15 protein-coding genes and 1 tRNA gene are annotated in these 19,311 nt (G+C 69.9%); 13 read left to right on the top strand and 3 right to left on the bottom strand.

From position 1 onward, the window contains the following. The first annotated feature begins 222 nt into the window (after positions 1-222). From U8331_RS09980 to U8331_RS10025, 10 genes are all read left to right on the top strand, one after another. Positions 223-1,644 carry a C40 family peptidase gene (locus tag U8331_RS09980; RefSeq protein WP_481130891.1) on the top strand — a complete coding sequence of 474 codons (1,422 nt, stop codon included), beginning with the start codon at positions 223-225 and terminating at the stop codon, positions 1,642-1,644. A 32-nt stretch (positions 1,645-1,676) separates the two neighbouring features. Continuing rightward, the gene (locus U8331_RS09985; protein ID WP_481130892.1) at positions 1,677-2,795 is read left to right on the top strand and encodes a dipeptide epimerase; all 1,119 of its coding nucleotides are present in this window, start codon (positions 1,677-1,679) and stop codon (positions 2,793-2,795) included. A gap of 1 nt (position 2,796) precedes the next feature. Beyond that, complete coding sequence (locus U8331_RS09990) at positions 2,797-3,642, top strand: MurR/RpiR family transcriptional regulator (protein WP_481130893.1); 846 nt, start codon at positions 2,797-2,799, stop codon at positions 3,640-3,642. 58 nt (positions 3,643-3,700) lie between these two features. After that, positions 3,701-4,498 (top strand): L,D-transpeptidase family protein, encoded by a 798-nt coding sequence (locus U8331_RS09995; protein WP_481130894.1) that lies wholly within the window; start codon positions 3,701-3,703, stop codon positions 4,496-4,498. Positions 4,499-4,581: 83 nt separating this feature from the next. Continuing rightward, positions 4,582-4,658 (top strand) — tRNA-Arg (locus U8331_RS10000). A gap of 26 nt (positions 4,659-4,684) precedes the next feature. Next, a complete protein-coding gene (amaB, locus tag U8331_RS10005; protein WP_481130895.1) occupies positions 4,685-6,217 on the top strand; it encodes an L-piperidine-6-carboxylate dehydrogenase in 1,533 nt (510 codons plus the stop codon). A 13-nt stretch (positions 6,218-6,230) separates the two neighbouring features. Next, positions 6,231-6,566, top strand: a complete 336-nt coding sequence (locus U8331_RS10010; protein ID WP_481130896.1) for a DUF4190 domain-containing protein — start codon at positions 6,231-6,233, stop codon at positions 6,564-6,566. 2 nt (positions 6,567-6,568) lie between these two features. Then, positions 6,569-7,627 carry a quinone-dependent dihydroorotate dehydrogenase gene (locus U8331_RS10015; protein WP_481130897.1) on the top strand — a complete coding sequence of 353 codons (1,059 nt, stop codon included), beginning with the start codon at positions 6,569-6,571 and terminating at the stop codon, positions 7,625-7,627. After that, positions 7,624-8,655 (top strand): UDP-N-acetylmuramate dehydrogenase, encoded by a 1,032-nt coding sequence (gene murB / locus U8331_RS10020; protein ID WP_481130898.1) that lies wholly within the window; start codon positions 7,624-7,626, stop codon positions 8,653-8,655. Before U8331_RS10015 ends, murB begins: the two co-directional genes overlap by 4 nt. A 121-nt stretch (positions 8,656-8,776) precedes the next feature. Continuing rightward, the gene (locus U8331_RS10025) at positions 8,777-9,646 is read left to right on the top strand and encodes a DMT family transporter (RefSeq protein WP_481132950.1); all 870 of its coding nucleotides are present in this window, start codon (positions 8,777-8,779) and stop codon (positions 9,644-9,646) included. Between the two features lie 75 nt (positions 9,647-9,721). Here U8331_RS10025 and U8331_RS10030 read toward each other — a convergent pair whose 3' ends face one another. The 3 genes from U8331_RS10030 to ispG all read right to left on the bottom strand — a co-directional run bounded on the left by U8331_RS10030 (position 9,722) and on the right by ispG (position 14,265). After that, a complete protein-coding gene (locus U8331_RS10030) occupies positions 9,722-11,905 on the bottom strand; it encodes a M4 family metallopeptidase (protein WP_481130899.1) in 2,184 nt (727 codons plus the stop codon). A gap of 385 nt (positions 11,906-12,290) precedes the next feature. After that, positions 12,291-13,019: a phosphatase PAP2 family protein gene (locus tag U8331_RS10035; RefSeq protein WP_481130900.1), complete on the bottom strand. Its 729-nt coding sequence runs from the start codon at positions 13,017-13,019 to the stop codon at positions 12,291-12,293. Next, entirely contained in the window at positions 12,997-14,265 is a 1,269-nt protein-coding gene (gene ispG / locus U8331_RS10040; RefSeq protein WP_481130901.1) for a flavodoxin-dependent (E)-4-hydroxy-3-methylbut-2-enyl-diphosphate synthase, read from the bottom strand. Before ispG ends, U8331_RS10035 begins: the two co-directional genes overlap by 23 nt. Before the next feature lie 77 nt (positions 14,266-14,342). Here ispG and xseA point away from each other — a divergent pair, with 77 nt between their 5' ends. The 3 genes from xseA (at position 14,343) to U8331_RS10055 (ending at position 19,307) form a co-directional block, all read left to right on the top strand. Next, positions 14,343-15,674 carry an exodeoxyribonuclease VII large subunit gene (gene xseA, locus U8331_RS10045; RefSeq protein WP_481130902.1) on the top strand — a complete coding sequence of 444 codons (1,332 nt, stop codon included), beginning with the start codon at positions 14,343-14,345 and terminating at the stop codon, positions 15,672-15,674. Between the two features lie 265 nt (positions 15,675-15,939). Beyond that, a complete protein-coding gene (locus U8331_RS10050) occupies positions 15,940-17,376 on the top strand; it encodes an aldehyde dehydrogenase family protein (protein WP_481130903.1) in 1,437 nt (478 codons plus the stop codon). A gap of 95 nt (positions 17,377-17,471) precedes the next feature. Continuing rightward, the gene (locus tag U8331_RS10055; RefSeq protein ID WP_481130904.1) at positions 17,472-19,307 is read left to right on the top strand and encodes a vWA domain-containing protein; all 1,836 of its coding nucleotides are present in this window, start codon (positions 17,472-17,474) and stop codon (positions 19,305-19,307) included. Positions 19,308-19,311: the final 4 nt, after the last annotated feature.

The raw sequence follows: 19,311 nt of genomic DNA on the forward strand, positions 1-19,311 counted from the left end.
TGATGGTGTGTAGCACGCCTCCGCGAACATGGTCAATAAATTATTCCTGTTTCATGTGATATAAGAATCGCGTATTCCGCAGTGCACAACGGCGACTTCCGTCGGGCAAAGGGGGCAGGAATGACTCACCCGGGCATGAATGCAAAGGCTTCGCGCGGGCCCACCACACGGCCGGATCCTTATCCTGAAAGCCCGCCGCCGCACGCGATATCGCCCCGCCCGATGAAAACGAGACTGCACACGTTCGCCGCCGCCATCTCGCTGGCGCTGCTGCTGGCCGCGCCGGCCGGAGCCCGGCAAAGTGCGTCCCCGCCGGTGCCGGAGCACGGCGTGGTGGGGGTGGCGGCCGAGCACCTCACACCCGGGTTCTGGATCGACCGGATGGCGCAGCCCGACCGCGTGCTGCTGGACCGCCCGGCGATCGAGGCACAGAACGCGCGACTGCTGCGCATCGATCCATCCATGCACGACCTGCGCGCGATCCCGGCGACGCTGGAGGGGAACACCGTCGGCGGCTGGATCGAGGATCTCTCCGAACGCCCCGACAGCGACCGCTGGGACGTGGAGGGCCGGCCGGTCCCCGCGTCTGCGCTCGACGCCATGGTCGCCAACCTCGCGCTCGATGCCATTCCCGCCCGTCAGCCCACCCGCTACGGACTGGTGGTACACCGCGCCGCGCTGCGGACGTTCCCGACCGCGGAGCGCATGTTCAGTCGCCAGGGCGAAACCGACATCGATCGCCTGCAGGAAAGCGCGCTGTTCCCCGGGACCCCGGTCGTCATTGCGCACGAGAGCGCGGACGGCGGGTGGCTGTTCGTGGTCAGCCCGCGCTACGCGGCGTGGATCGAGAAGAAGCACGTCGCCGGGGGCACGGCCGACGAGGTGTTCGGTTACGTCGACGAAGCGCCGTACCGGGTGGTCACCGGTGCCACCGAGCGGACCACCTTCACCCGCGAGGAGCCGCGCGTCTCGCAGCTGCAGCTCGACATGGGCGTGCGCGTGCCGCTGGCGGGCCTGCCGCCCGACGAGCCGGTCAACGGCCAGCACCCGTACACCTCTCACATCCTGAAGCTGCCGGTCCGCAACGAAGACGGCAGCCTGGCCTTCGCGCCCGCGCTGCTGCCACGCATCGCCGACACCCACGCCGACTACCTGCCGCTGACTCGCGCCAACCTCGTCACCCAGGCCTTCAAGTTCCTCGGTGAGCGCTACGGCTGGGGGCATTCCTACGACGCACGCGACTGCAGCGGCTTCGTCTCCGAGATCTACCGCAGCATGGGCGTGCAGGTACCGCGCAACACCAGTGCGCAGGCGATCAGCCCGGCGCTGTCGCACGTCGCCTTCGACAAGGACGACGACCGCGCCCACCGCATGGCCGCGGTCGCGCAACTGCAGGTCGGCGACCTGGTCTACATTCCCGGCCACGTGATGATGGTGATCGGCCGCGTCGACGGCGCGCCCTACGTGATCCACGACACCAACGGCGGCAGCGTGCTCGGCGCCGACGGCGAGCTGCGGAGCATGGCGCTCAACGGCGTCTCGGTGACACCGCTGCTGCCGATGATGTTCAACAAGAACGAGACCTACGTGGACCGCATGACCAGCATCGTGCGTCCGCACGGCACCCTCGACCTGCCGCGCTGAGCGACGGCCACCAGGACAACGACACACGACCCATGAAGATCACCGACATCCAGTTCGGCATGTTGCGGGTACCGCTGAAGACGCCGTTCAAGACCGCACTGCGCACGGTCGAGCGGGTCGAGGACATCGTGGTGATGATCCACACCGACACGGGCCACGTCGGCTACGGCGAGGCGCCGGCCACCGCGGTCATCACCGGCGACACCCACGGCTCGATCGTCGATGCGATCCGCCACTACATCTCGCCGCGGCTGATCGGCGAGGAGATCGCCAACCTCAACCGCATCACCCGGCTGGTGCAGACCTCGATGGAGAAGAATTCCAGCGCCAAGGCGGCGGTGGAGATCGCGGTGTACGACCTGTTCGGCCAGCTCTACGGCGCGCCGCTGTACAAGATGCTCGGCGGCGGCGACCCGGTCATCACCACCGACATCACCATCAGCGTGGACACCATCGACAAGATGGTGGCCGACTCGATCAGCGCCGTGGAGCGCGGCTTCGACTCGCTCAAGATCAAGGTCGGCAAGGACATCGGCGTCGACATCGAGCGGATCAAGGCGATCTACGCCGCGGTCGAGAACCGCGCCCTGCTCCGCCTCGACGCCAACCAGGGCTGGACCGCCAAGCAGGCGGTCTACGCGATCACCACGCTGGAGGACGCCGGGGTGCGGCTGGAGCTGGTGGAACAGCCGGTCAAGGCGCGCGACCTGGAAGGCATGCGCTACGTCACCGAGCGCGTGCACACCCCGATCATGGCCGACGAAAGCGTGTTCGGGCCGATGGAGGTGATCGAGCTGATCAACCTGCGCGCGGCCGACATCATCAACATCAAGCTGATGAAGACCGGCGGCATCTCCAACGCGATCCGCATCGCCGACATCGCCGCCCTGCACGGCGTGGAGTGCATGATCGGCTGCATGCTCGAGTCCAGCATCAGCGTCGCCGCCGCGGTGCACGTGGCGGTGGCCAAGGCCGACGTGATCACCAAGATCGACCTCGACGGGCCGTCGCTGTGCCAGTTCGATCCGGTCGAGGGCGGCGTGACCTTCAACGAATCGGAGATCTCGGTCAGCGACGCGCCCGGGCTCGGCATCCAGCAGATCCGCGGGCTGGAGCGGATCGGCGGCGCCGCGGGCAGCGCCGCGGCCTGACATGTCGGCGCTGCTGAAGATCCGCGCCGGCCGCGACCAGATGTCGGCGATCGAGCGCCGCATCGCCGACTTCGTCCTCGACAATGCCCAACTGCTGCGCGACTACTCCTCGCAGCAGCTCGCCAATGCGCTGGGGATCAGCCAGTCCAGCGTGGTCAAGTTCTGCCAGAAGCTGGGCTTCAAGGGGTATCCCGACCTCAAGTATTCGGTCGGCGAGGCCATCGCCCGGGCCGACAACGGCGACGACGCCGGCGAAGCCGCGCCCGCCATGCCGCCGCCCGACGCCGGCATGGAGTTGTGGCACCGCAAGAGCCAGGCCGAGGAGGAAACCCGGTCCATTAATCCCCCGGAAGTGCTGGAGGCCGTGGTCTCCGTCCTGCTCGACGCCTCATCGGGTGGCAAGGTCTTCATCATCGGCCTCGGCGAGGACGACATTCCCGCACGCGCGATCGCCCTGCGCCTGTCGCTGCTGGGCATCCTCACCGTGCACAACTTCGACACCGCGCACATGACCGCCAGCGTCTCCGCCGCCGGCCCCGGCGACGTGCTGCTGGTGTTCTCCGAGCACGGCAAGCAGCCGGCGCTCTGCCAGATCGGCCGGCTGTTCCGCGAACGTGGCGGCACCGTCGTCACCATCACCCGGCACAGCTCCAATCCCCTGCGCGCCCATGCCGACCTGTCGCTGCTGGTCTCCGCCCACGACGAGCGCGCGCACATCGAGCCCCTGCTCTACCGCTCGGCGCTGCAGCACCTGCTGGACCGCATGTTCGTACGACTGTGCGAGTCCGGGCGGATGGAACGGCTGCAGGCGACGATGGAGCGGATCCAGCCGATGCTGGAGGGGTGACCCGGCGCTGGCGCTGGCGACGTCACGGCCACGACTCGAACAAACCTGTGGAGCCCGCATGCACCCGTGCATTCCCGTCCTGTTCAATCGCCTGTGCACCTCTGCGCTGCTGATCGCGGCGGCCACGGTCGCCGGCTGCGTCCACACCGGCCCGGCCGATGCGCCGTCGAGGAGCTGGGCCGACGCGCGCCAGCTCGTGCTGGTCACCGTGTCCGACTGGAACGCGCAGAAGGGCGAGCTCTCGACCTGGCAGCGCGCATCAGCCGACGCCTCGTGGCAACAGGTCGGTGCAACCGCACCGGTGACGGTGGGCCGCGGCGGCAGCGGCTGGGGCCTCGGTCTGCACCCGGCGCAGGACGCCGGCCCGGCCAAGCGCGAAGGCGACGGCCGCGCGCCGGCGGGCGTGTTCGCGATCGGCACCGCGTTCGGTTACGCGCCGTCGGCGGCCACCGCCCTGCCCTACGCGCCGATGGACGCCGGCGATTACTGCATCGACGTCCCCGCCTCGCCGCTCTACAACCGCATCGTCGACACCGCCGAGGTCGGCGCGGCCACGGTCGAGGGTTCGACCGAACCGATGCGCCGCGACCTCCACGTCGATGGCGACCAGCGCTACCGGCTCGGCTTCGTGGTCGAGCACAACGGGCGGGCGGTGCCGCAGGCCGGCAGCTGCATCTTCGCCCACCTGTGGAAGACACCCCAGACGCCGACCGCCGGGTGCACCGCGATGGCGCCGGAAACGATGGAGCGGCTGCTGGGCTGGCTGGTGCCGGAGGCGGCGCCGGTGTTCGTGTTGTTGCCGGAGAAGGAGTTACGGCGGCTGCGGGAGGCGTGGGGGTTGCCGGCACCGCAGTGATCCCGCGCCCTGTAGGAGCCCCGCCCGACACACGCTCTCCCGGGGAGGTCATCCCCGCCGGTCTCTGCGATAATCGTCCGGATGGCCCCGTAGCTCAGCTGGATAGAGCGTCCCCCTCCTAAGGGGAAGGTCACACGTTCGAATCGTGTCGGGGTCGCCATTCATTCGTTTCGCAAGGAGTTCTTGATGACCCACCCCGTCCTCACCGCACTCGGCCTGAGCGGCACCGAATCCGGCACCTACCTCGGCAATGGCGAATGGGCCACGACCGCCGACGCCGGCATCCTCGAGCCGATCAACCCGACCGATGGCGAGGTGCTGGCGCGGGTCCAGGCCTCCTCGCAGGCCGACTACGAGAAGATCGTCGAGCGTGCCCAGGCCGCCTTCAAGGTCTGGCGCAACACCCCGGCGCCGCGCCGCGGCGAGGCCGTGCGCCTGTGCGCCGACGCCCTGCGCGAGCACAAGGACGCGCTGGGTTCGCTGGTCGCGCTGGAGATGGGCAAGTCCAAGCCCGAGGGCGACGGCGAAGTGCAGGAGATGATCGACATCGGCGAGTTCGCCGTCGGCCTCTCGCGCCAGCTGTACGGCCTGACCATGCATTCGGAGCGCCCGGGCCATCGGATGTACGAGCAGTGGCACCCGCTGGGCATCGTCGGGATCATCTCGGCGTTCAACTTCCCGGTCGCGGTGTGGGCGTGGAACGCGCTGGTCGCGGCCGCCTGCGGCGACATCTGCATCTGGAAGCCCTCGCCCAAGACCCCGCTGTCGGCGATCGCCTCGGTCAGGATCTGCAACGAGGCGCTGAAGAAGGGCGGCTTCCCGGACATCTTCTTCCTGTTCAACGACGCCGGTACCGACCTGGCCCAGACCTTCGTCGACGACAAGCGCATCGCGCTGGTCAGCTTCACCGGTTCGACCAAGGTGGGCCGCCACGTCGGCGAGCGCGTCGCCAAGCGCATGGGCCGCTCGCTGCTGGAGCTGGGCGGCAACAACGCGATGATCGTCGACGCCACCGCCGACCTGAAGCTGGCGATCCCGGCGATTGTCTTCGGCGCGGTCGGCACCGCCGGCCAGCGCTGCACCACCACCCGCCGCGCCTTCATCCACGAGTCGATCTACGACGACGTGCTGGCCAAGTTGGTGGCGGCCTACAAGCAGGTCGAGGGCAAGACCGGCGACCCGATGGACCCGGCCAACCTGATGGGCCCGCTCAACAGCAAGGACGGCGTGCAGGCCTACCTGGGCGCGATCGAGAAGGCCAAGGCGGCCGGCGGCAAGGTCGAGACCGGCGGCGCCGCGGTCGACCGCAAGGGCAACTTCGTGCTGCCGACCATCATCACCGGGCTGGCCAACGATTCGGAGGTCGTGCAGACCGAGACCTTCGCGCCGATCCTGTACGTGATGAAGTTCAGCAACCTCGACGAAGCGATCGACATGCAGAACGACGTGCCGCAGGGCCTGTCGTCGGCGATCTTCACCCAGAACCTCAAGGCGGCCGAGCAGTTCCTGTCGGTGCGCGGTTCGGACTGCGGCATCGCCAACGTCAACATCGGCACCTCGGGTGCGGAGATCGGCGGCGCGTTCGGTGGCGAGAAGGAGACCGGCGGCGGCCGCGAGTCGGGTTCGGACGCGTGGCGCGCCTACATGCGCCGCCAGACCAACACCATCAACTACTCCGACGAGCTGCCGCTGGCCCAGGGCATCAAGTTCGACCTGTAAGGAGCACCGGGCGATGAGCGACGCCACCCCTCCGCCATTGCCCCCGCCGCCGGGCACGCCGGCGGCCGGCCGGACGACCAGCGTGCTGGCGATCGTCAGCCTGGTCGCCGGCCTGCTGGGATGGACCCTGCTGCCGGTGCTCGGCAGCATCGGCGCGATCATCACCGGCCACATCGCGCGTTCGGAGATCCGCCGCGACCCCGCCCGCCTCGAAGGCGACGGCCTGGCGATCGCCGGGCTCGTGCTCGGTTATGCGATGGTCGTGGTGACCATCCTCGGAGTGCTGATGGCGTTGCTGTTCTTCGGCGGTCTGGTTGGCCTGTTCTCGCTGGCCGCGGTGTTCGGCTGAACGTGTACGGCCTCGCCCGACCCTGGCTGTTCCGTCTCGACGCCGAACGCGCCCACGACGTCACCCTGCGCATACTGGACCGCGTCCACCGCACCGGGCTGGGCAATCTGGTCGCCCGCCGGCCGGACCCGCTGCCGACCCGCGTGTTCGGCCTCGACTTCCCCAACCCGGTGGGCCTGGCTGCAGGCCTCGACAAGAACGGCGCCCACATCGACGCGCTGATGGCGCTGGGTTTCGGCTTCGTCGAAGTCGGCACCGTGACGCCGCGGCCGCAGGCAGGAAACCCGAAGCCGCGCATGTTCCGGCTCCCCGGGCACGAGGGGATCATCAACCGGCTGGGCTTCAACAACGCCGGCGTCGATGCGCTGGTGCGCAATGTCGAAAAGGCCGAACGTCGTGGTGGCCTGCTCGGCATCAACATCGGCAAGAACAAGGACACTCCGAACGAAATCGCCGAAGGCGACTACATGTACTGCCTGTCGCGGGTCTACGCGCTGGCGGACTACGTGACGGTCAACATCTCCTCGCCCAATACCGCGGGCCTGCGCGAACTGCAGGAAGAGCAGCTGCTGCGCCGCCTGATCGGCACCCTGCGCGAGGAGCAGGAGCGCCTCGGCGCCAAGCACGGCCGCCGCATCCCGATGCTGGTCAAGATCGCCCCCGACCTGTCGGAGGCCGACATCGAGGCCTGCGCGCGGGTGCTGGCGGAACTGGAAGTAGATGGCGTGATCGCCACCAACACGACGGTGTCGCGCGAGCCGGTCGAGGGCGCGCCGCACGCCGGCGAAACCGGCGGGCTGTCGGGCCGGCCACTGATGGCGCAGGCCACCACCGTGCTGCGCATGATGCGCACCCGCCTGCCAGAATCGATCCCGCTGGTCGGTGTGGGCGGCATCCTTTCGGGCGCGGATGCGGTCACCAAAATGGCCGCCGGCGCCAGCCTGGTGCAGTGCTACTCCGGCCTGGTGTACCGCGGCCCGGAGCTGGTGGGCGAGTGCGTCGAGGCGATCCGCCGGCGCAAGTTCGCGCCCAGCCGCGGCCCGGTTCCCCCGGTCGCATGAACCAGCCCGTCCGCGTCCTGCACGACGTACCGCTGCAGGGGCGAAACACGTTCGGCGTGGCGGTGCGCGCCCCGCTGCTGGCCGAGGTGTCCGACGCCACCGCTTTGCCGGACCTGCTTTCGAGCGGGCCGTTCCGCGAACCGCCGCTGGTGCTGGGTGGTGGCAGCAACCTGCTGTTCGTCGACGACCCGGCGCAGCCGCTGCTGTCGCTGACCGGCCGCTCGATCCACCTGCTCGACGATGGCGACGTCGCCCTGGTCCGCGCGGACGCGGGCGTGCAGTGGCACGGATTCGTGCTCGACACCCTCGCCCGCGGCCTGTGCGGACTCGAGAACCTCGCCCTGATCCCCGGCACCGTCGGCGCCGCACCGATCCAGAACATCGGTGCGTACGGGGTCGAGGTCCGCGAATTCATCCACGCCGTCGAGGCCTTCGAACCCGCCACCGGCACCTGGCACCGGCTCGACCGCGAAGACTGCGCCTTCGCCTACCGCGACAGCGTGTTCAAGCAGCAGCCGGACCGTTTCGTGGTCACCGCGGTCGAGTTCGCCCTCCCGCGCACCCCGGACCTCAGGCTCGATTACGCCGGCATCGGCCACGAACTCGCCGCGCAGGGCATTGCCCATCCGACGCCGTCGCAGGTCGCGGACACCGTCATCGCGATACGCCGACGCAAACTGCCCGACCCGGCGGTGCTCGGCAATGCCGGCAGCTTCTTCAAGAACCCCGTCGTGCCGGCCGCGCAAGCCGAGGCGCTGCTCGCCGAGCACCCGACGCTGCCGGCGTTCCGCGGCGCCGGCGACACCCGCAAGCTCTCCGCGGCCTGGATGATTGATGCGTGCAACTGGAAAGGCCACCGGGACGGCGATGCCGGCGTGGCCGCCTCGCATGCGCTGGTGCTGGTCAACCACGGCCGGGCGAGTGGGCGGCAGTTGTTCGAACTGGCCCGGCGCATTGCCGACTCCGTGCAGCAGCGGTTCGGCGTGCCACTCGAACCCGAGCCCCGCCTCGTCGGCGCCCGCTGGTGACCGCGCGACGTCCGGCGACTTCCCCACCACCGCGCGCCGACAGCGGCACGCGGGCCCCGTTCGCCTGAGGACGCCCGTGAACACCTCCGCCGCATCCACCCACGCCCGCGCCGCCTTGTTGATGGTGGGCAGCACCGTGTTCTTCGCGTTCATGGTGATCACCATCCGCTTGGCCTCGAACACCCTCCATACCTTCGAGGTGGCGTTCTTCCGCTGCTTCTTCGGCATGCTGGCAGCGCTGCCGCTGGTCTACCGGCACGGCCCCGGGCTGCTGCGCACCACCCAGTTCCCGCGCTACCTGGTGCGTTGCCTGCTCGGCACGCTGTCGATGCTCTGCGGCTTCTGGGCGATCGGCAACCTGCCGCTGGCGCAGGCGGTGTCGCTGTCGTACTCGACCCCGCTGTTCGTGACGATCGCCGCGGCCCTGTGGCTGTCGGAACAGGTCCGCGCGCGACGCTGGACCGCGGTCGTACTCGGGTTCGTCGGCGTGCTCGCCATCGTCCGGCCCGGCACCGCCGAGTTCAGCGCCGGCACGCTGGTCGCAGTGTCGGCGGCGGTCATCAGCGCCGTCGTCGCCATCCAGATCAAGCAGCTTTCCGGCGTCGAGCCGGCCGACCGCATCGTGGTGTGGACCACGATCCTCTGGGTGCCGATGTCGCTGGTGCCGGCGCTGACGGTATGGGAGTGGCCGCAGGGCATCACCTGGCTGTGGCTGGTCGCCGCCGGGGTGCTCGGTACCGCCGGCCACATGCTGTGGACCCGTGCACTGAAACTCGGCGACGTGTCGGCGCTCACGCCGATCAGCTTCATGCAGCTGCCCATCGTCGCGGTGCTGGGCTACTTCCTCTTCAGCGAGGGCGTGGACCGCTGGACCATCACCGGCGCCGCCATCATCCTCGGCGCGAACGCCTACATCGCCCATCGCGAAGCGACCCTCTCCCGCCGCGCCGCCACCGCGGCGCCCACTACCGGCGCCAAGCCGGGCGAGTGATCCGCACCCCGTGACAAGACGAACCCCGGCGCGAGGCCGGGGTCCGTGGGTCACGCTGTCAACCGTTGACCTGCCTCAGAACTGCAGGCTCCACAGGTCGATCTTTCCGGTGTCGTAGGTATAGGCATCGTTGACCCGCAGCTTCCAGGTTCCGTTGGCGCTCTCCGAGGAGGCGTTGACGGTGTAGACCTGGTCGATGTCGTTGGCACTGCCGCCGGTGCGGTTGCGCAGCGTGTAGACGCTGCCATCCGGAGCCACCAGGCTGACGGTCAGGTCGCCTACGTAGGTGTGGTCGATGCTCACGCCGACCTTGAGGTCCGACGGCGCGTTGCCGCTGACGCCGCTGACCGCGATCGAGCTTTCCACGGTGGCACGGTCGCGGATCTGCACGTCGGTGCCGTTCTCGAAGAAGCCACCGCCACCGCCGCCATCGCCGTCGAAGCTGCCAGTCAGGCTGACCCCGGAGAACGAGCTGTAGCCACGCAGCATGACGTGGTAAGTGCCGGCCTGCGGGTTGCTGAAGCTGCAGCTCTCGTTGTTGCCGCTGCGATACGGGCGGCAATCGTAGGTCGAGGTGGTCGGCGCCGCGCCGAAGCGCACGTACATGTCCGCGTCACCGCTGCCACCGGCCATGTTGAACACCAAGTTGCTGGCGCCGGCCGGCACTTCGAGGGTCCAGAACTGCTGGCTGCCCTGGTTGCCGCCGATGCCCGTGGCCGGCACGCCGTTCTCGAGCTCGCCACCGCCCGGGGGCGGTTCCTCGCCACCGCCGTCGCAGCTCACGCCCACGGCATTGAACGCCGCGGTCACGTCCGCTTCGGGGAAGCCCAGCTCGGTCGCGCCCGCTTCGACGCCGCAGGCACCCTCGTCGTAGGTGGTGTTGGGCTGCCAATGGAACTGGTTGGCGTAGGCGAACACCTGGAACGCTTCCTTCGCGTCCCAGCCGCTGGTCTGCGCCAGCAGGCAGTAGGCCTTGTTGTACACGCCGCTGGAGTAGTGCACGTCCAGGCCGTCGTAGTAGTCGTCGGCATGGTCGATCGAGGCACCGTCCTGCGGCGGGTCGCACATGTAGCGCAGCGAGCCGTCGCCCTTGAAGATGTCCGCCCCGACCAGGAAGTCCGCGCTGCCACGGTCGAAGAACTCGGCCGCTTCGCCCGCCATGTCGGAGAAGGCCTCGTTGATGCCGCCCGACTGGTACTGGTAGACGAGCCCCGAGTTCTGCTCGGTGAAGCCGTGGCTGACCTCGTGCGCGCTGACATCCAGCGACACCAGCGGATGGAACGTGCTGGCGCCATCGCCGAAGGTCATCGACGAGCCGTCCCAGAACGCGTTCTCGAAGCCGTTGCCGTAGTGCACGTTCATCTTCAGGCGGAACGTGAGCGGTGGCACGCCGACGTAGGCGTCGTACATGTCGTAGACCACGCCACCGAAGTGGTGCGCGTCGTTGAGCGGCGAGTACGCGCCGTTGATCTGCTTGACGGTGTTGGTCGGGCAGTTGAACGAGTGGATCGGGCCGCTGGAACCGTGGTTGAAGTTGTGGGTCTCCACGTTGGTGTTGACCATCGAACAGGTGCTGCCCGACTGCTGCACGTCGAGTGCGGGGAAGTCGGTGCCGTACTGGTACTGGCCGATCTTCTCGTTGCCGCCCGGACCGTAACCGTCGGCGAAGGCCAGGCCGTCCCATTGCCGGATCACCGCGCCGGTATTGGCGTCGATGATCGCGGTCGGCCGGGACGGCTCGTCGCCGTCGACGAAGTACGAGGCCAGGTAGACCAGACGCGCCGGGCCCTGCTCGGCATAGACGAACAGGTCGGCCTTGCGGTTCTTGACGTTGCCGCCGCGCGCCAGGGTGGCGCGGGTGCGCTCGGCCAGCACCGCCTGGGCGCGCTGAGCACTGAGCCGCGGTGACACCGAAGGCAGTTCCACCTGCACGTCGCGGAGCACCTGGCCCTGCATGCGCAGTGCGTTGCCACGGCTGTCCTGCACGACGGCGACGCTGTGGCCCCACACCGGCACGCCGCGGTAGGTCTGCTGCATGCGGACCGTGCGGTTGCCGTTACGGGTCGGTGCGGTGCTGCGCGCCTTCAGGGCCATGTCCGCGCCGAGGCCCAACTGGGCGGCGACCCGGTTCATCGGTGTGGCACCCAGGCTCTGGCGCTGGACCTGCTGCGATTCGGCCGCGGTCGCGGTGGACATCGCGGCCATGCCGATGGCGGCGACCAGCAGATTGAGGCGATACGAACGGAAATAACGTGACATCCCACATCCTCCTTTCCTTGAGAACTCCCGTCACGGACGTGACGGGGCGGATTCAGCATTTCCCCCTGTTCCGTGCCGCCGTCCCGCCGGCCTGCGCCGGCGTCAACATTCCCGTTACTCGACGGATGCACGAACCGCCGTGACCGGATGGCCGCGACCGGGGCACGCTAGGAATGGCCGGAAACGCCGTCAATTTCCGTGGACGCCCTCACGCGGCTTTCACGATACGGCGACTGGATGCTGGCGAAAAAATGAACAGCAGCGAAACCCCGTACCGTGGTCCTCGCGGGATCCGAAACAGGCCGCACTGGAGGCCTAATGGCTGTAACTGTGTTCCAGAAAAAGTGCTGCAGTGCAGCAAATATTTCCGCGGGATGACAGGCGCTCAGCCGCCCCACGGGGTGCGGCGGAAGCGGAACACCGCGAAGTAGCTCGCCGCCGCCCAGACGCTTGCGGCGGCCCAGCCGGCGAGGATGTCGGACGGGTAATGCACGCCGAGGTACACGCGCGAGAAGCCGACCAGCACCACGAACGGCACTGCCACCAGCAGCACCGGCCAGCGCCAGCGCGTGCGCCAGGCCAGCAGCACCAGCACCCACGCCAGCGTCGCCGAGCCCATCGCGTGGCCACTGGGGAAGCTGTAGGTCAGCTCGGGCGTGATCGACTCCCACAGCGACGGCCGCTCGCGCGCGAACAGCAGCTTGGTGCCGACATTGAGCAGCCCCGAACCGCCCAGCGCGATCGCGGCGAAGGTCGCCTCCGGCAGGCGCCGCCACAGCAGCAACGCGACCACCAGCAGCACGTCGACCGGCACCACCCCGTGCAGGTAGCCGGCGTCGGTAATGGCCACCAGCCAGCGGTCCATGCCGGGACCGGCCAGCGAGCGCGCCCACAACAGCAACGGTTCGTCGAAGGCGAGCGGCTCGCGCTCGTGGATTTCGTCGGCCAATTCGGCAAAACCCCACATCGGCAGCAGCAGGCCAACGAACACCAGCAGCAGGCGGCCGCCGTGCCGTCGCCACACTTCGCGCAGCAGGCCACGCTCCAGCCGCAGCGCCGCGCTCAGCGGCAGGCGGCGCAACCCTTCGGGCTCAGGCCGCTCCGGCGACGCCATAGTGGCGGTCGACGTAGGCGTCGATGAGACCGACAAACTCCTCGGCGATGTGCTCGCCGCGCAGGGTCACGGTCTTCTCGCCGTCCTCGAACACCGGCGCCGACGGCGCCTCGCCGGTGCCCGGCAGCGAAATGCCGATGTTGGCGTGGCGCGACTCGCCCGGGCCGTTGACCACGCAGCCCATCACCGCCAGCGTCAGGTTCTCCGCGCCCGGATGGGTCAGCTTCCACTCCGGCATCTTCGCCCGCACGTGTTCCTGCACACGCTTGGCCAGCTCCTGGAAGAAGGTGCTGGTGGTGCGGCCGCAACCCGGGCAGGCGGTGACCATCGGGGTGAACGCGCGCAGGCCCATGGTCTGCAGCAGCTCCTGGGCGACGACGACCTCGTTGGTGCGCGGCTGGCCCGGCTCGGGCGTCAGCGAGATGCGGATGGTGTCGCCGATGCCTTCCTGCAGCAGCACGCCGAGCGCGGCCGACGAGGCGACGATGCCCTTGCTGCCGATGCCGGCCTCGGTCAGGCCCAGGTGCAGCGCGTAGTCGCCGCGCGTGGCGAGTTCGCGGTAGACCGCGACCAGCTCCTGCACGCCCGAGACCTTGGCGCTGAGCACGATGCGCTCGGCCGGCAGGCCGATCTCGACCGCGCGGTACGCCGAGTCCAGCGCCGAGCGGATCAACGCCTCGCGCAGCACCCGGCCGGCGTCCCACGGCTCGGCGCGGCCGGCGTTCTCGTCCATCAGCTGCCTGGCCAGCGCCTGGTCGAGCGAGCCCCAGTTGGCGCCGATGCGGACCGGCTTGTCGTGTTCGATCGCCAGCTCGATCAGCGTCGCGAACTGGCTGTCCTTCTTCTTGCCGAAACCGACGTTGCCGGGATTGATGCGGTACTTGGCCAGCGCCTCGGCGGCGGCCGGTTCGGCGGTCAGCAGCTGGTGGCCGTTGTAGTGGAAGTCGCCGATCAGCGGCACCTCGGCGCCCATCATCGCCAGCCGGTCGCGGATGCGCGGCACCGCGGCGGCGGCCTCGGGCGTGTTGACGGTGATCCGGACCAGCTCCGAGCCGGCGCGCCACAGTTCGGCGACCTGTTTCGCGGTCGAGGCGACGTCGGCGGTGTCGGTGTTGGTCATCGACTGCACCACCACCGGCGCGCTGCCGCCCACCTGCACGCCACCGATGGTGACGGCACGGGTGTGGCGCCGCGGTTGCGGGCCGAAAAGCGGGTGGGCGCAGGGAGGACGGGCGTCGGAATTCATGCCGCGCATTGTACCGCCGCGGCGTGACCGGCCCGGACCGCTGCGCTACCGTATCCGGCCGCGCCGCCCACCCCGCCATGCCCCTCGACGACCGCAACCACGTGCTCACCCCGGGCCAGCTCAACACGCTGGCGCGCGACCTGCTGGAGGGCGCCTTCCCGCTGGTGTGGATCGAGGCGGAACTGGGCAACGTCGCGCGGCCGGCCTCGGGGCACCTGTACTTCACCCTGAAGGACGCGCGCGCCCAGGTCCGGGCCGCCATGTTCAAGCCGAAAAGCAGTTGGCTGAAGTTCCAGCCACGCGAGGGCATGCGCGTGCTCGCGCGCGGCCGCCTGACCCTGTACGAGGCCCGCGGCGAATACCAGATGGTGCTCGACCACATGGAGGAGGCCGGCGAAGGCGCGTTGCGGCGGGCATTCGAGGAGCTCAAGGCGAAGCTGTCGGCCGAAGGCCTGTTCGACGCCGACCGCAAGCGGCCGCTGCCGGCGTTCGCCTCGCGCATCGGCGTGGTCACCTCGCCCACCGGCGCCGCCGTGCGCGACGTGTTGAGCGTGCTAGCGCGGCGCTTTCCGCTGGTCGAGGCCGACGTGCTGCCGGTGCAGGTGCAGGGCGCGACCGCGGCCGCGCAGATCCGCCGGATGCTGCAGCGCGCGGCCGACTCGGGCCGCTACGACGTGCTGGTGCTGGCCCGCGGCGGCGGCTCGCTGGAGGACCTGTGGGCGTTCAACGACGAAGCCCTCGCCCGCGCGATTGCCGGCTGCCCGGTGCCGGTGGTGTCGGCGGTCGGCCACGAGACCGACTTCAGCCTCGCCGACTTCGCCGCCGACCTGCGTGCGCCGACGCCGTCGGTCGCCGCGGAACTGCTGGTGCCATCGTGCGAGGACCTCGCCCGCCGCCTGCGTGCGCTCGACGGCCGACTGCGGCAATTGCAGGCCCACCGCCTGCGGCAGGCGATGCAGCGTGCCGATCGCGCCGCGTTGCGGCTCAACGCGCTGCGACCACAGGCCCGGCTCGAACTGCTGTGCCGCCGACAGGCCGAGGGGCTGCGTCGGCTCGCGGCCGCGTGGCAGAAGCGTCTGGGCCGCGAGCGCGCGCGCGTCCGCCATGCCGACGCGGTGCTGCGCGCCGCGCACCCGCAGCGGCGCATCGGCCGCCTGCGCGAGCGGCTGGCGGCGGTGTCGCCGCGCCCTCAGGCCGCGATCGCGCGCCGGCTCGGCAACGAGGCGCTGCGGCTGCGCGGCCTCGCCCGATCGCTCGAAGCGGTCAGCCCGCTGGCGACGGTCGCCCGCGGCTACGCGATTCTCCGCCACGAGGACGGCCGCGTGGTCCGCAGCGTCCTGGACGCCGCCCCGGGCGACGCGCTGGAAACACGCTTGGCGGACGGGGAGATGCGGGTACGGGTCGAGTAGCCGGTGACGGTGGAACGCCGGTGCCCTCCAGCGCCGAAAGCTTCCAACCCATGCCGCTGGGTCTTGTAGGAGCGGCTTCAGCCGCGATCGCGGAACCGGCGCAGCCGAACGAACACCCCATCGCGGCGGAAGCCGCTCCTACAAGAGCACCCGCACCCGCATCTCCGCCACGCCAGTAGCAGCGAACGCCGCGCACCACCTCGCGGCAACGTCGCGGCAACGCGGCCAGTGCGACGATCTCCCCCTGCCATTCCGGGAGCCCGTCATGCCCAGGCTGAAATCCAGCTATCCCTATTACCTCGCCAACCGCGCGGTCGCGGCCAACACCGATCTCGAAGTGCGCGACAAGTACAGCGGCAAGCGCGCGACGCGGGTGGCGCTCGCCGATGCCGCGGTCGTCGACAAGGCCATCGCCGCCGCGGTCGACGCGCGCCGGGCGATGGCGGAGTTCCCCCCCGACGCCCGCCGCGAGGTGCTCGAACACTGCGTCGCGCGATTCGAGCAGCGCCATGAAGAGCTCGCCCTCGCCCTGTGCATCGAAGCCGGCAAGCCGATCGGCGACGCCCGCGGCGAGGTGACCCGGCTGGTCGACACGTTCCGCATCGCCGCCGGCGAGGCGACCCGGATCGGCGGCGAGGTCATCGAGTTGCAGATCTCCGAACGCACCCGCGGCTACCGCGGGATGACCCGCCGCGTGCCGGTCGGCGCGTGCAGCTTCATCACCCCGTTCAACTTCCCGCTCAACCTGGTCGCGCACAAGGTGGCGCCGGCGATCGCGGCGGGCTGCCCGTTCGTGCTCAAGCCCTCCGAGAAGACCCCCATCGGCGCGCTGATCATCGGCGAGGTGCTGGCCGAAACCGGGCTGCCGGAGGGCGCGTTCTCGATCCTGCCGTGCTCCAGCGAGGACGCCTCGGCGCTGGTCGAGGACGACCGGATCGCACTGCTGAGCTTCACCGGCGGCCCGGTCGGCTGGGAGCTGAAGGCGCGTGCCGGCCGCAAGAAGGTGGTGCTGGAACTGGGCGGCAACGCGGCCTGCATCGTCGATGCCGACCCCGGGCGCGAGCTGGATGTCGTGGTCGAACGGCTGGTCTCCGGCGCCTACTACCAGTCCGGCCAGAGCTGCATCGGCGTGCAGCGCATCATCGTCCATGCCGACATCTACGACGCGCTGCGCCGCAAGCTCAGGGCGGCGGTGGCGAAGCTGCCGATGGGCGACCCGCGTGACGAGGCGACCTTCATCGGCCCGATGATCGACGAGGACGCCGCGCGCCGGGTCGAAGACTGGATCAAGGCGGCCCGGAAAGGCGGCGCGAAGAAGCTCGCCGGCGGTCCGCGCGAGGGCAACATGCTGCCCGCGTGGCTGCTGGAAGACGTGCCGCGCGACTGCGACCTCTACCGGCGCGAGGCGTTCGGGCCGGTCGCGCTGATGGAGCGCTTCGAGGATTTCGACGACGCCCTCGCACGGGTCAACGACAGCGACTACGGCCTGCAGGCGGGGGTGTTCACCGGCCGCCTCGATCACGCGATGCGCGCCTGGGACCGGCTGGAGGTCGGCGGCGTGGTGGTCGGCGACATCCCCAGCTTCCGGGTCGACAACATGCCCTACGGCGGGGTGAAGGGGTCCGGCCTCGGCCGCGAAGGCGTGCGCTGCGCGATCGCCGACATGACCGAACCGCGGCTGCTGGTGATCCGCGAGGCGTAGCCGCCGCTTGGCGGCGGGCAAACCGGATGTCAGGAAACAACCCCGTTCGCTCCCGATGCACGTTTCGAGGTAATGCACGGACCACGGAGACCGCCATGCACCGACCCACCCTCACCACTGTCCGCCTCACCGCCCGCCTCACCGCGCGGGTGATCACGCTCGGTCGCACTGCGCCGACGCAGGGTCCGCGCGCCATCGCCCCGACGCGAAAGCCCGCCACCTCCGCGCTGTCGGTGGCCATACTCACGGCGGTGCTCGCCGCCGCCTGCAGCACCACCCACGAGTCACCGGTCGCGGAGGAAAGCGGCCCGGTCGCCCAGGCCGAGGCGGCAAGGCAGCGGTTGGAGCAGGCGCACACGGCCCGCGCCGTGCGCGCACTGCCCGCGCCGCCCGCGCCGCCTGCACCACCGGCTCCGGCCACCGCGGCGATGCGGATGCTGGTCCCTCCCGCCATGCCGGCATTCGCGCCGCCGGCCGCCGTCAACACCGAGCGCTACGCCGACTTCGACGACAACCCGGTCCATCGCGCGTCCGAACACCCGGTCTCGACCTTCTCGATCGACGTCGACACCGGCAGCTACAGCAACGTCCGGCGGATGCTGCTCGACGGCGTGCGCCCGCCGGCCGATGCGGTGCGCGCCGAGGAGTTCATCAACTACTTCGATTACGGCCACCCCGCACCGGTCAGCCGCGACGTCCCGTTCCGGGTGAGCACCGAGCTGGCCCCGGCGCCGTGGAACGCGAAGCGCCAACTGCTGATGGTCGGCATCAAGGGCTACGACATTCCGCGCGACCAGCTGCCGCCGGCCAACCTGGTGCTGCTGGTCGACACCTCCGGCTCCATGCACTCGCCCGACAAGCTGCCGCTGCTCAAGCGCGCGATGGGCATGCTGGTGCGCCAGTTGCGGCCGCAGGACACCGTGTCGATCGTGGTCTACGCCGGCTCGGCCGGACTGGTGCTGCCGCCGACGGCGGGTGACCGCCAGGGCGAGATCCTCGCCGCCCTGTCGCGGCTGGAGGCCGGCGGCAGCACCAATGGCGGCGAAGGCATCCGGCTGGCGTACGACATGGCCCGGCAGGGCTACATCAAGGGTGGCACCAACCGGGTGCTGCTCGCCACCGACGGCGATTTCAACGTCGGCACGGTGGACCAGGGCGCGCTGGAAACCCTTGTTTCCGACCAGCGCGACAGCGGTATCGCGCTGACCACGCTGGGCTTCGGCAGCGGCAACTACAACGATGCGCTGGCCGAGCGCCTGGCCGACCTGGGCAACGGCAACCACGCCTACATCGACAGCGCGATCGAGGCGCGGCGGGTGCTGGTGGAGGCGATGGGCTCGATCCTGGTGACGATTGCCGGCGACGTGAAGGTGCAGGTCGAGTTCAACCCGGCGGTGGTCGCCGAGTACCGGCTGATCGGCTACGAGAACCGTGCCCTGCGCAACGAGGACTTCGCCAACGACAGGGTCGATGCCGGCGAGATCGGCGCCGGGCACGAGGTCACCGCGCTGTACGAGATCACGCCGGTCGGCTCGGAGGCCGCGCGGCTGCCGGCGCTGCGCTATGGCGGCGAGCGCGGGATTGACGGCGACACCCGCGAAGTCGCCCACCTGCGCCTGCGCTACAAGGTGCCAGGCAATGATCACAGCCGCCTGGTCGAAACGCCGGTCCTCGCCGCATCACTGCAGGCGCAGCCGGGTGACGCCCTGCGCTTCGCCGCCGCGGTGGCGGGGTTTGCCGACGCACTGCGGGGCGGCACGCGCACCGACGGCTGGGATTGGAACGGCGTGCTCGACGCCGCGCGCGGCATCCATGACGGCGACGCATTGCGCGGCGAGTTCATCGAGCTGGTCGAACTGGCCCGCGGCCTGGCGGAACCGGAGATGGCCAGCGCGGCGGCGGACGCATCCGCGCTCCCGCCGTCGGGTTGACGGC

This window comes from Lysobacter sp. CC-YZS074 (genome assembly GCF_056739745.1).

Bases quoted from the DNA above. Each gene is read 5' to 3' on its own strand.
- U8331_RS09980 (WP_481130891.1), top strand. From the start codon at position 223: ATGAAAACGAGACTGCACACGTTCGCCGCCGCCATCTCGCTGGCGCTG.
- U8331_RS09995 (WP_481130894.1), top strand. From the start codon at position 3,701: ATGCACCCGTGCATTCCCGTCCTGTTCAATCGCCTGTGCACCTCTGCG.
- U8331_RS10035 (WP_481130900.1), bottom strand. From the start codon at position 13,019: ATGGCGTCGCCGGAGCGGCCTGAGCCCGAAGGGTTGCGCCGCCTGCCG.
- murB (WP_481130898.1), top strand. From the start codon at position 7,624: ATGAACCAGCCCGTCCGCGTCCTGCACGACGTACCGCTGCAGGGGCGA.
- U8331_RS10030 (WP_481130899.1), bottom strand. From the start codon at position 11,905: ATGTCACGTTATTTCCGTTCGTATCGCCTCAATCTGCTGGTCGCCGCC.
- U8331_RS09985 (WP_481130892.1), top strand. From the start codon at position 1,677: ATGAAGATCACCGACATCCAGTTCGGCATGTTGCGGGTACCGCTGAAG.
- U8331_RS10050 (WP_481130903.1), top strand. From the start codon at position 15,940: ATGCCCAGGCTGAAATCCAGCTATCCCTATTACCTCGCCAACCGCGCG.
- xseA (WP_481130902.1), top strand. From the start codon at position 14,343: ATGCCCCTCGACGACCGCAACCACGTGCTCACCCCGGGCCAGCTCAAC.
- U8331_RS10010 (WP_481130896.1), top strand. From the start codon at position 6,231: ATGAGCGACGCCACCCCTCCGCCATTGCCCCCGCCGCCGGGCACGCCG.
- U8331_RS09990 (WP_481130893.1), top strand. From the start codon at position 2,797: ATGTCGGCGCTGCTGAAGATCCGCGCCGGCCGCGACCAGATGTCGGCG.
- ispG (WP_481130901.1), bottom strand. From the start codon at position 14,265: ATGAATTCCGACGCCCGTCCTCCCTGCGCCCACCCGCTTTTCGGCCCG.
- U8331_RS10025 (WP_481132950.1), top strand. From the start codon at position 8,777: ATGGTGGGCAGCACCGTGTTCTTCGCGTTCATGGTGATCACCATCCGC.
- amaB (WP_481130895.1), top strand. From the start codon at position 4,685: ATGACCCACCCCGTCCTCACCGCACTCGGCCTGAGCGGCACCGAATCC.
- U8331_RS10055 (WP_481130904.1), top strand. From the start codon at position 17,472: ATGCACCGACCCACCCTCACCACTGTCCGCCTCACCGCCCGCCTCACC.